This window comes from bacterium, from assembly GCA_030247525.1.
In the GTDB taxonomy this organism is placed as follows: domain Bacteria; phylum Electryoneota; class JAOADG01; order JAOADG01; family JAOADG01; genus JAOTSC01.
In genome coordinates this window covers 1-11,769 of record JAOTSC010000103.1, presented here as the reverse complement: position 1 = coordinate 11,769, position 11,769 = coordinate 1, and the positions used below count along the sequence as shown (strand labels likewise).

Below are 11,769 nucleotides of genomic sequence, written 5' to 3'. Positions count from 1 at the left end.
CTCTTCCTCTACGGCAATCTTCGAGAGTGTATTTCCTCGTTTTACAATCACAAAATTACGTTCGCGAGTTGTTTGATTCCGGGTTCCCTGCGGTGTAACCCCCGGGGGTGATCCATTTGCCGCCAATTCGCCGACCGGAACCGGGAACTTCAACGTCGAACCGACAATCACGCTATTTTTTCCACGAATTGAGGAATAATTCCATGGTAACGCCGAAATCGCTTTTTCCGATAATCCATATTTCCGGGAGATCGAACGTAATGTCTCACCTTTGCGAACAACGTGATCGGTCCAACGAATCTTCTTGTCGTGATCCAATTTTCGCAACGTATCGAGCAATAGTTTCCCCATCCCAAGCGGTACTCGGAGCGGATAACGATCCACAGTTGGATCGGTACAGAATTGCATTAGTTCAAGATTTCGCCACTTCAGTTCATCATAGGGAATCCCTAATGAATTCGCTGCAACCGACAAATCTACAACGCCATCGACCATCACTGTGTCAGATTCCATCGGTGGAGTAAAATTGGGTTTTTTGAAACCCCACCGTTCCGGGTCTTGAAAAATTATCAATGCTGCCAGATAAGTAGGAATGTAATTGCGGGTTTCGCGGGGTAACCGTCGCATCTTCCAATAGTCTTTTGTCTTCTCACGCTTGATATTGCGGGCAATTCTACCTTCCCCGCAGTTATAACTCGCAATTGCTAAATTCCAATCGCCAAATTGATTGTAGAGTGCTCGAAGATATCGGCAAGCTGCCCGGGTCGATTTTTCGACATTCCGACGGTCGTCAACCCACCAACCGCTTTGTAATCCAAATCGAGTGCCAGTTGTACTGATAAACTGATACACTCCGGCAGCTCGCGCCTTTGAATAAGCTTGTGGGTTTAATCCCGATTCAATCATTGCCAGACAGAAAATCTCTTCAGGAATGCCTTCCTCGCGTAAAATCGGCACGATAACCGGCAATAAACGTTCGGAACGTTGCAACCAACGCTCATAAACCGCTTTTCCCCGTGTCATGAAAAACGTCATCGCATTTTCGACTCTTTGATTTGTCTCTATTGGAATTGGCGGCAATTTATCCGGGCGGGTAGTCAAATCTTGTAACTTTGTAGGCGGTAACAGCTTTTGAAACGCGAGCTGCTCGGTCGGCGTCACTCGTAACAACTCATCGACTCGGCGGCGGGTCGCTTCCGGGACTTGAATATGTTCTGTATCTTCTTCTAATAACACAGCGAGAGGTGTTTCCGGCGGCAGAATCGGTTGCTTTGCTAAATATGATTTATATTTTGACACTAACTCGGCATATACAGAGTCAGCGTGGTCTTCGAGCGAATCGTCGCGAGCTTCATTTACTTTGGCATATTGCGCAAAGGCGGCGCGTATGAACAACCCGGCTTTGTCGTAGTTGTGAACAGAGAAGTGAGCGTCGGCTAAAGTGAGCAGTGCTACGACGCTATCGAGCCGCACCATCTCCAGACTGCGGAGCAGTACTTTCTCTTCGGGTATGGTATCTTGTTTAACTGGTAGTGGTGGTGGGAACAGCGCTAACGAGTCTTCGTGTGTCAGTGCTCTCGGCTTGGAAAAACCGAATGCAGATTGCGATTGCGACCAGTCGAACAGAGTCATCGCAATCAGGAACAGAGCTAACATAGCGCGTATAGGCAAGTGTTTCGCGATCGGCATATGAAGCCAACTTACATTCAACCGATAGCGAAAGCAAGTATTACGGTAAAGGGAGGTTTTGTGAATCGACATGTACGGCTCGTGACCTACGCGACTGCGTTGTTTGTTTTCGCGGTTCTGTTCAGTGGTTGCCTCGAACGTCGAATCTTTGTGAAATGGGACACAACGCGGAAACCAGAGTTTTACCTTCACTGGATGGGTGACAGCGTTGACTTGGCGAGCGGAACCTTACCGGGTTATGTACAGAACTGGATATTGCAACCGCCGAAACCGGGCAAAGAGGATGAACAAGGCTCTTTTGAACAAACCGGTGTTTGGGATGGTCAAACTTTTTTCAACGATAACCTAATCCCTCCCAGTAAGAGATCGCACACCGAGGTGGCAAACCTTTATTTGAGTGAAGAATCTCCAATCACACCATACATTAAGCTGCGCAGTATCTACTTAGGCCCAGTTAAATTACATATCCTCGAAGGGAACGTCCCAGGGAATGCGATGCTCCCATTTGCTGATCCTGATTCAGGTGCCCCCGTTTCAAAGGTCGAGGCGATTAAAGAAGCCGGAATCCCCCTTACGGCTGCCTCGCAGGATTCCATCGAAACCGAACATGCACAAGCTGTCATGCAATTCCGAAAAATGGTCGCCGCGAAAATGCTCGACCATCTTGCCGACTCGTTAAGATTACAACATCCGAGAAACCCGGCGACCGGAGTATCCGAGTGGGCGGAGAAACTGGCGGATAGATGGTTCAACACATTGCGTTCCGATCCCCCACAATCGAACGATTTGGATTACTGGACCTACATTAGTGACACTCTGCTTCCCGCCGAGCTAATGCCAACTCAAATGCCGAAAGCATTTTCGACATGGGAAGCATTGAAAAGGGTAAGCGACACCTATAACGATCTCGAAGATGAGAGCATCACGGTCGATTTTCAATATGGCGGTTGGCTCATCCGCTCCAATGCCGATACGACTTATGGCGATACACTACAGTGGAGATTCGATGGGGCGATGCTCCGATATAGCGGTCCCTATTCGATGGAAGCACGCTTTCTGGTTTGGTCTTGGACTGGTGCATTGACTACGCTTGCAGTATTGGGAATTATCGTCACACTGATTGTACGACTGCGGAGAAGACGTGGATAAGGCTACACTGTTCGATTTGCTCGTTGAAGTTGAAGAAGTCGCGCGAGCTGCCGGTGCGCTACTCATGAAGTATTATGGTACAATTTCGCCTTCCGAAATTGAAACCAAAGCGCAACATGATTTTGTCAGTGTTGCCGATAAAGAATGTGAAGCGCTCTGCCTCGAACTACTTTCCAAAAAGTATCCCAACTTCGATTTCTTAGGCGAAGAAGGAACCTCAACCAATACGAATGCAATGTACCGCTGGATCATCGATCCGTTAGATGGCACGACTAATTTTCTCCGCGGTATCCCGATTTTCGCTGTCTCGATTGGCTTAGAATCGCGTGAAACCCTGCTCCCCGGTAGTCCGTTCGGAAAGCGAATTCTCGGTGTTGTCTACAATCCTGCGTCAAACGATTTGTATTGCGCAGCCGAAAATTGCAGTGCGTTTCGCAACGGAAAACCAATTTCAGTGAATCACAATCGAGAATTTTCCGATGCGATTTTTGCTACCGGATTTCCCTTTCGCGCGAAACAATTCACGGAAGATTACCTTTCCGCATTTCGGAAAATGTTTCGAGCCGGAAGCTCAATGCGCCGATGTGGTGCGGCTTCCATCGATCTTTGCTGGGTAGCTTCTGGAACATTGGATGGATATTGGGAATTGAATTTAGCACCGTGGGATATTGCCGGTGGAGAAGTTATCGTGCGCGAAGCGGGCGGCATCGTTGGCAGTATCGCACAGTGTGATGATCCGCTGGTGAACGGTTGCATTTGGGCAGCTCCGCCGCAATTGTACGACGAAGGGTTTGCTCTCCTTCGTTCGATATTTCCTGAGACCTTTGCTCCAAAAGCCTCTCGGGACGCAACTTGACTCGTGTTGCCGATTACCTTAACTTTACGGCGCGATCACTTGGGGGATCGTCTAACGGTAGGACATATGGCTCTGGACCATAGAATTGGGGTTCGAATCCCTATCCCCCAGCACAACGCCGACTCTTCTCAGTCGGCGTTTTTTTGTTTCCAACCTACGTTTTCCATCGGTAGCGCAGACAATCCTGCCTGCGTGTCATTGCGAGCGAAGCGAGGCAATCCCAATTGCAATTGGAGGTTAGGCAACCTTGTCTGACTTTTCCGTAGGACAGACACTCTTGTCTGTCCATCCCAACTTGCTCAATACTATCGCTACTTCCTTCCTATCGACAACACATCTTCCTGATCAGAAAACAAACCGATGCTCTTCTTCCCCGAAGCAATCTCCAACAGGTTTTTTCCTAAGACCTCCAACCGCCAACCTTCGACAAATCGTACTGGCGGCGGATTTGAGCCTTTCCGTTCAAACCCCCATCGCGATACCGCATCGAGTTCTGCCCGTACTGCAAGCAGTGGCGATGACACTCCTATTCGCTCTGAAACGATTTTGAGCCATGCCGAAAGTAAATCACTCACAGCGCTCGCTTCAACTGGCATTGCGGTGCCAAACTCTTCGCGGGGATACTCATCCTCGGGTTTCGCTTTTGCTTTATCGATTGTTTGGAGAATTGCTTGCAGAAATTTACTGTCGTTCGGCGCTCGCCAACCTCGCAACGTTTTCAAATCTTGCTCGGAATGAATGTTGGTGCGCGAAACCTGCACCATCACCCGGTCGGGAATCACATATTCGCGCGGTTTATTCCAATGCTGGGCGGTATGTTCCCGGAGCAAAGCCAACTCCTGCAAAATCCCCAATTCCCGGCGTTTCAAACCACGTCGGTCACTCACCCGCCGCCACAATTCACTCTCGTCGACGCTCCGGTCGCGGGCGAGAATTTGTACCGACTCCTCATAAAACCACCCCCAGCGATGTTTCGCCAGCAATTGTTGTTCAAGACGATTGCGAATCTCGATCAAGTGCGCGACATCCATCGCGGCATATTCCAACTGAGCTTGGGAGAGTGGACGAATCGACCAGTCGGTGAACCGTTCCCCCTTTTCAATTTTAATCCCTAACTCCGACATCATGAGTCGGGTTAATGCCGGTTGATCACCATAGCCTAAAAAGGCGGCGGCTACTTGGGTATCAAACAACCTGTGAATATTGACATGCAATTGTCCGGTCAGGATGTCGATATCTTGTCGAGCCGCATGAAATACCAACTCGACTTCGCTATTGGAAAGGATGCGTATGAACTCGTCGAATTGAAGACCTTGCAACGGGTCGATTAACGCTACGGTCGCATTGAAATCGGTCGCAACTTGGATCAGGCAAAGTTTCGGATAGTAAAGCCCTTCGCCAATAAATTCGGTATCGAGCGCGATTCGGTTTGCCTGAGCTAACTCGTGACAATATTCGTCCAGCTCCGGCTGCCGCTCGATAAAGCGGATCGAAAATGTTTTTTTCACAGCTCCTCTGATCGCTTGCAGAATGGTTGAAACAAGCTTATACTTTGTTCGTTTCCTAAAGTAGTCCGGATCAATTTCGTTACCAAGTGCGGTTCGCGTTGTCCCATATTCCCAGAATAATCACTATCTCAACGTTTATCAGTCGTACCATTACGAAGTGTAGCTTAGCGCTTGTGCTATTCTTTTGTCTGAGTTTTGGTACAATCGGCTACACGGCTGATTCGACCATCGTGAAAAACGATACCCTCAGTCAACTCGATAGTACGAAGATTTCTGTTCCGGTACCTGTACAAAATACCCAACCTGCCACGCCTGCCCCAACCGGAATTCTCCGTACCGAACGATTGAATGTGATGCTGTTCATTTTACTCATTGGTACGTTGGTAATCGTTTTTCTTTTTTTGGCGAAAACCGGTAAACCTCTAACCCTTCGACGTATCGGCGGCCTCGATGCCATCGACGAAGCGATTGGTCGAGCCGCGGAAATGGGACGCTCGATCCTCTTTGTTCCCGGCAGTATGGATGTCGACCGGATTCAAACCCTTGCCGCATTATCGATTCTCGAGCGGGTAGGCAAAGATAGCGCCCAATACGAAGTGCCGCTCGATGTAATGTGCCGCTTCCCACTTATCATGACGACCGCGCAGGAAACGATTAAACAAAGTTATCTCAGCGCCGGTCGACCCGATTTATACGATCCGTCTCGCATCCGGTACGTCACCGACAACCAATTCGCTTACGCCGCCGCCATTGCCGGACACGCCGTACGGGAACGCACCGCTGCCAATTTCTTTATCGGTGAATTTTTTGCCGAATCGCTGGTCATCGCCGAAGCCGGCAACTCTACCGGTGCCATTCAAATTGCCGGAACCGCGCAATCCCACCAGTTGCCGTTCTTCCTTGCCTCCTGCGACTACACTTTAATCGGCGAGGAGCTGTTTGCCGCGAGCGCATATCTTTCCCGCGAACCGATTCTCCTCGGCTCAATACTCGGACAGGACTGGTCGAAAGCCGCTTTTGTATTCATGATTCTCTTAGGTATCCTCGCAGCAATGTTTGGTTGGGACGGCTACATCCAGTGGTTTAATGTCGAATGAAAAATAACCTTGCCATCCTCCTCTGCGGATTATGCGGACTCGTGATTATCGCGGCGTTCTTCTTGAACTCACCAGTCACTACCCGGATGCAGGATGTGCTAACGGAATGGGTTATTGTACTCGCCGGCTTTAGTTATTTGATGGGTGGTTTCAGCATTCTAATCTCCCACAGTATGCGTATCAGCCGCCGTGCTGAGAGTTGGTTCTATTCACTTGTTCTCATCAGCTGTTTGGTTGGCATGGCATCATTGGGAATTTTTGTCGATAACGGTCCTAATAGTTTGTTCCAATGGTTGTTTGCCAATGTGCAGAACCCGATGCAGGCGACGATGTTCTCTCTGCTCGCATTCTACGTTACCAGCGCTAGCTATCGAGCTTTCCGCGTCAAGACTTGGTTAGCAACCCTCCTGCTTATCTCTGCATTACTGGTCATGATTGGCAAAGTCCCCATCGGAGAAATCATTTGGAGTAAATTCCCGATTATCGCGCAATGGATTCTAACCGTTCCCTCACTTGCCGCGCAACGAGCATTGCTCGTCGGTTCCGCTTTGGGATTGATCGCTACTGGATTAAAAACGCTGCTCGGAATTGAGCGCTCTTGGTTGGGTCGATGATGCCGCAATGGTTGGAAATGTTCGGTCGCATAGACCGCCGGATCATCTATCTGGCAATCGCAGCAGCGGTAGCGTTGCCATTGATATTCCCATTGAATTTGCCACTCGCCATTACCAAAAATTCGCAGTCGATTTTCGACCGGATCGAAGCGTTGCCGGAAAGTTCCTCGGTACTCATCGCGTTCGATTTCGATCCGACATCGATCCCGGAATGCCAACCGATGGCAATTGCGTTAGTACGCCATGTGATGAAACGCGGGCTCCCACTCATTGTGTACACGAATTATCCCGAGACCGGCCCAATTGCTGACCGTATCCTTGAAAACTTAGCAAAAGAGTACAATCGTACCTACGGAACAGACTATGTAAACCTCGGCTTCAAACCGGGCAACGACGCTCTTTTACTGTCGTTAGGTAGTTCGTGGACTGCACCATTTCCAAACGACCAACGGGGTCAAGTAACCGCGGGAATGCCGATATTTCAACATTGTCCTAACTATCGCGCGCTTTCGTACATGGTCGATATCGCTCACGGCGCTACCGTCGATTTCTACATCACCATCGGACTCGCGCAATTCGGTGTTCCACTTGGCGTTGGGGTGACGGCGGTGAATGTCCCGCAGTATGAAGCGTATATGCAGACCAACCAACTCACTGGTATGTTAGGTGGATTAAAAGGCGCTGCAGAATATGAAAAATTAGTGGGAAAAGATGGTAAAGCGACTCGCGGGATGGACGCCCAGTCAGTAGCTCACATCGTCATTATCATACTCATTCTGCTTGGCAATCTTTCGATCTTACCGAAGTGGCTCCAGAAGCGGAAATCGCGGGCGGAGGGGCGGTAACCATGGATATGCTCGGAACATGGATCGCTGCGATTTTTACTCTGATATTGTTCAGTTTCCTCTATCGCGATAATCCCGTCTACAAGCTTGCTGAATACATTTTCGTTGGATTATCTACCGGTTACACGATTGCCGTACAGTGGCACAGTGTCTTGAAACCCAACGTCATCGATAAAATCGGCGGTGGTGATCTCCTCCCGATTGTTCCCGGTCTGCTCGGTATCATTCTTTTATTACGGTTGATCCCGAATCTACAATGGGTCGCTCGCTATCCGATTGCGTTGTACATCGGCGTTGGTGCGGCTTTAAACATGATTCAATTCACCCAAGGACAGCTCATCCCGCAACTACAGGGGACAATGCTGGTACCCTACAATGCAACGAACATTCTGATTATCGTCGGAACGCTTACCTCCCTTTCCTACTTCTTTTTTGCCTTGGAACATAAAGCGCTCGTCCAAACCTCGAAGATTGGTATCGCCTTCTTAATGGTGAGTTTCGGCGCCGCCTATGGCACAACGGTGATGGGACGAATCTCCCTTCTCATCTCCCGGATCGACTTCTTAATCTCCGATTGGTTGATGCAGATATTTTAATCGCTTGCAAAGAAAAACGGGCGAATTACTTCGCCCGTTTCCATCTTCCAAAAGAATCACAAACTAAAACTTGAATCCTTGAATGACCTTGTCGTCGGACAAGAAGAATAACATGCCATCGACATCGTCGAATTCATATTTCGGTTCTTTTGTCCCCAAAACGACACACTTTACATCCGCTCCGGTTTTCCGGTCGACTTTCACTAATCCCGGTCCCTTTGCACTACTCGTCTTAACATCGGTCAAAACCGTGACACTGGAGCTGCCACCGGCAGTTGCTTTGAACCGCTTTGACATCACCGGATTACTGGTTACTACCGTGTAACTCTGTGACATTCCGGTCGATTGCGCTTGCGAATAGGCACTTGCGGCCGATGCTGCATTTACAGCCATAATTGCCGCGGTCGAGGCTACTTTCGCCAACAAACTCGAACCCGGCGCCTTGTGATAAGCATGGTAAACCTGATTTCCCGACTTATCGTACAGCAGCATGTTCTGAGAGGAAGTCAACAAATAGCCTTGCTCCACTATCGCGAGCGACGACGGAATTTCATTACCACTTAAACGAATCGTCTTCACAATTTCCTTATTCTCACCGGTCGCAAGAACAATTTCAAAGATTGACTCATCGGCATAGATGTAGAGCTTATCCCCTTGGATATCGAAACTACTTGCACCAGCCAAGTCCTTGAAGGGTTTCTTCCAACGCGTTTCACCTGACGTAAAGTCGATAACATCTATATAGGGTTTGGAGTCAGGCCCCGATGATCCTCTTACAACCAACCCTTCCGAACTTGCTTGCATTTGAGTTACTTTAGACCGAAGCTTCGGAGCTTTTTTCCATAAAGCCGAACCATCTTCAACACTTATCGCATCGACCCGTTTGCCGTGGGGAATGAAAAGCACCTTCTTGTCCGAACTTAGGACAAACGGTGCATAACCGTCGCGCAAACCAGGTATGCCTTCAAATTCTACTTTACTTGTCCATATCACTTCGCCGGTTTTTCCATTTACGCGGCGAGGTCCTACTTGTGACATGAACTCGATGTAACTGCCATCGTCGAGAAACACCGGTGGTTGATTGCCAACAATACTCATCCGGGTACTCCATTGGCTTTCCGGACGCATTTTGTACATTGTGATTGGCTTCTTTTTATACAACGTCTCATTGGTCCACAGTGGTTTGCCAGTTGCCAGATCGACAAACATCGTTACCATTTTTCCATCTTTGTGCTGTCCGAAGAGGTACACAGCTCCAGCCTCCATCATATTGATCATTCCGAAGCTGTTCACTAAATCAAGATCCTTCGTAGTCCATTGCGTTTTACCGGTTGTAACATCGACGACTAACGTTGTTGTCGTGACACCAAGTGGTCCGGCCGATTTAGTAATCGTGACGAATTGAGTACCCGGAATCGTCGAAAAAAAATCTTCCGGTACTTTCTTTACATCATCCATTTTCCAAACGATACTGCCATCCTCGGGTTTAACTCCGAACAACCCTTGACTGGTGTTTACGACCAGATAACCGGCGTCGGATAACTGCATCCATTCGACATCTTTGTCGAATTTCGCTTCCCAGAGTTTATCCGCAATAGGCATATCAGCTGCCAATAACAGCGTGCTGAAAGCAAGTATGGATAACATAGCTGTAAATAAAAAGACTTGAGAGCGGAAAGATTGCATTGTACTACCCCTCATGTGATTTCGATGTTGAAAAAGAAAAAACAAATACAGGGTCGCTGGTCAGAAGTGAGCTGAAAAAACAAAACGGTGGGACAAGTCTTGAAAAAGCAATGATGAGACTTGCAGAAAAACTGACCGCTTCATCTTTTACTTCTACACAAATATAATCAAAGCACTACCAAATAGACACTTATTATGCTATTCACTGAATATTAGATACATATATATGCAATTAGTAAGATGTATAAAACATCCAAAAAGAAATCGGGTACCGTTCGATACCCGATTCTATTTGCTCATTCTATTCTAACTACAATTCACTGGAACAACTCGCACACTTGACTGCTTTAACATGAATCGTTGAATAGCAAAACGGACATTGCTTTGTCGTTGGCTCTGCCGAAGCTTTCGCGGCTGCCAGCGCTTCTTCCTTCCTCTTCAATTTGTTAATCGTCCGCACTAACAAGAAGATCGGAAAAGCAATGATGATAAAATTGACAATCGTATTTACAAACTTTCCGTAATTCAACGTCACAGCACCGGCATTCTTCGCCGCATCAATCGTCATGTACGGTCCCGGTGTTTGAGTTCCCTCTTTGAGTACGACAAAAAGCGATGAGAAATCGAGACTTCCAATAAGTAAGCCAAGCGGCGGCATCAGCATATCGGAAACCAACGACCCGACAATCGTTCCAAATGCCGCGCCAATTACGATACCGATCGCCATATCGATAACGTTACCACGCATCGCGAATTCTTTGAATTCTTTTAACATGATTGCTCCGTGTTTTGTGCAGTGAAAACTTCACGAATTTACGTTGTATACGTTGTGAGAAGAGCTACTTGGCTTCACTCTTCATTAGATAGGAAAACCCCAGTGTCATCGTCTGCTTAAACCTGCCGCCCAAATCGAGCTCTTTGTCATACAACCACTGTACAGTCAATGATACAGCGATGTATTGCGACAATCGACCGGTGATTACATTCTCCCAATTAACATCGGTTGCCCGCCAATAATTCTCGTTCGGCAATCCTTTCAATTCATCGGATTTAGAGTTGTACATTGCTTGAAATATGGTGAGTTTTCCGGTGTAGTTCAGTCGTTCGCTGAGGGGAGTTTTCAAATCGCTGTCAATTTGAATACCACCATCGCGAACAGTCTTTGCACTTCGCGTGTTTGTAAGAACATTGAGGACATCGCGGTCGATGTTCTGCCGGACACTGGTGCCGAGCTTCACTGTCCAGTCGTAATTGTCTCCTTTCCACATCGTACGAGCAAAACCGATACTCTCGGTCAACCGCATCGGATTGAAACTCCGCGTTTTCATCGTATCGCTTTGATCCAGAAATTGCGACTCCAACCTGCCACTTGCATAGGGATCGACAACCCACCCTTTTGTTAACCGCCACACTGTTTCAAGATCGATTTGGTCAGTTGATTTCGCCGGTCTCAACCATTTTTTCGATTCCTGATCCTGCGTATGGGTCTGTCCAAACGACGGTTTAAGCACATTCCGGTTATGCCAACTCGGAGTGATCTGCTTTTCCGCTTGGAAGTTGAATTGGGTGGACCAAGCGACACTTCCGGAAGAACCTCCTTGCCAGTTATCGCTGAACGTGTTTTGAGTGAGACCGATGCTGCTTTCCAGTGACAGTTTCCATGGTTCGGCAAATGAAAACCCTGTCATAAGTAGAAGAAGGATGAAGAACACTACCAACCGTTGCATGG

11 protein-coding genes and 1 tRNA gene are annotated in these 11,769 nt (G+C 48.1%); 7 read left to right on the top strand and 5 right to left on the bottom strand.

The annotated features are described in order from the left end of the window. Positions 1-1,689: transglycosylase SLT domain-containing protein (locus OEM52_10150; protein ID MDK9700492.1), on the bottom strand; the 1,689-nt coding region annotated here is incomplete at its 3' end. 60 nt (positions 1,690-1,749) lie between these two features. Here OEM52_10150 and OEM52_10145 point away from each other — a divergent pair. From OEM52_10145 to OEM52_10135, 3 genes are all read left to right on the top strand, one after another. Further along, positions 1,750-2,838 (top strand): hypothetical protein, encoded by a 1,089-nt coding sequence (locus OEM52_10145; protein MDK9700491.1) that lies wholly within the window; start codon positions 1,750-1,752, stop codon positions 2,836-2,838. Continuing rightward, entirely contained in the window at positions 2,831-3,694 is an 864-nt protein-coding gene (locus OEM52_10140) for an inositol monophosphatase (GenBank protein MDK9700490.1), read from the top strand. Before OEM52_10145 ends, OEM52_10140 begins: the two co-directional genes overlap by 8 nt. A 40-nt stretch (positions 3,695-3,734) precedes the next feature. Beyond that, positions 3,735-3,805: transfer RNA gene (locus tag OEM52_10135), tRNA-Gln, on the top strand. A 200-nt stretch (positions 3,806-4,005) separates the two neighbouring features. On the opposite strand, the gene OEM52_10130 is transcribed toward OEM52_10135, so the two are convergent. After that, a complete protein-coding gene (locus OEM52_10130; protein ID MDK9700489.1) occupies positions 4,006-5,202 on the bottom strand; it encodes a ribonuclease D in 1,197 nt (398 codons plus the stop codon). A gap of 230 nt (positions 5,203-5,432) precedes the next feature. On the opposite strand from OEM52_10130, the gene OEM52_10125 reads away from it, so the two are divergent. From OEM52_10125 to OEM52_10110, 4 genes are read left to right on the top strand one after another with little or no spacing between them, the layout of a single operon-like run. Next, positions 5,433-6,299, top strand: coding sequence for a hypothetical protein (locus tag OEM52_10125; GenBank protein MDK9700488.1), 867 nt, complete (start codon positions 5,433-5,435; stop codon positions 6,297-6,299). Further along, positions 6,296-6,913, top strand: coding sequence for a hypothetical protein (locus OEM52_10120; protein MDK9700487.1), 618 nt, complete (start codon positions 6,296-6,298; stop codon positions 6,911-6,913). The genes OEM52_10125 and OEM52_10120 overlap by 4 nt, the downstream gene beginning before the upstream one ends. Next, the gene (locus tag OEM52_10115; GenBank protein ID MDK9700486.1) at positions 6,910-7,758 is read left to right on the top strand and encodes a hypothetical protein; all 849 of its coding nucleotides are present in this window, start codon (positions 6,910-6,912) and stop codon (positions 7,756-7,758) included. Before OEM52_10120 ends, OEM52_10115 begins: the two co-directional genes overlap by 4 nt. A gap of 2 nt (positions 7,759-7,760) precedes the next feature. Next, a complete protein-coding gene (locus OEM52_10110; GenBank protein MDK9700485.1) occupies positions 7,761-8,354 on the top strand; it encodes a hypothetical protein in 594 nt (197 codons plus the stop codon). 63 nt (positions 8,355-8,417) lie between these two features. Here the strand turns inward: OEM52_10110 and OEM52_10105 are convergent, their stop codons facing one another. The 3 genes from OEM52_10105 to OEM52_10095 all read right to left on the bottom strand — a co-directional run. Beyond that, positions 8,418-9,956: a PQQ-like beta-propeller repeat protein gene (locus OEM52_10105; GenBank protein ID MDK9700484.1), complete on the bottom strand. Its 1,539-nt coding sequence runs from the start codon at positions 9,954-9,956 to the stop codon at positions 8,418-8,420. A gap of 394 nt (positions 9,957-10,350) precedes the next feature. Next, positions 10,351-10,815, bottom strand: a complete 465-nt coding sequence (gene mscL, locus OEM52_10100) for a large conductance mechanosensitive channel protein MscL (protein MDK9700483.1) — start codon at positions 10,813-10,815, stop codon at positions 10,351-10,353. A 64-nt stretch (positions 10,816-10,879) separates the two neighbouring features. Further along, a partial coding sequence (locus tag OEM52_10095) for a DUF3078 domain-containing protein (GenBank protein MDK9700482.1) occupies positions 10,880-11,769 on the bottom strand: 890 nt, incomplete at its 5' end.

Excerpts from the sequence above, each read along its gene's own strand:
- mscL (MDK9700483.1), bottom strand. The coding sequence starts at position 10,815 with ATGTTAAAAGAATTCAAAGAATTCGCGATGCGTGGTAACGTTATCGAT.
- OEM52_10120 (MDK9700487.1), top strand. The coding sequence starts at position 6,296 with ATGAAAAATAACCTTGCCATCCTCCTCTGCGGATTATGCGGACTCGTG.
- OEM52_10105 (MDK9700484.1), bottom strand. The coding sequence starts at position 9,956 with ATGCCTATTGCGGATAAACTCTGGGAAGCGAAATTCGACAAAGATGTC.
- OEM52_10110 (MDK9700485.1), top strand. The coding sequence starts at position 7,761 with ATGGATATGCTCGGAACATGGATCGCTGCGATTTTTACTCTGATATTG.
- OEM52_10115 (MDK9700486.1), top strand. The coding sequence starts at position 6,910 with ATGATGCCGCAATGGTTGGAAATGTTCGGTCGCATAGACCGCCGGATC.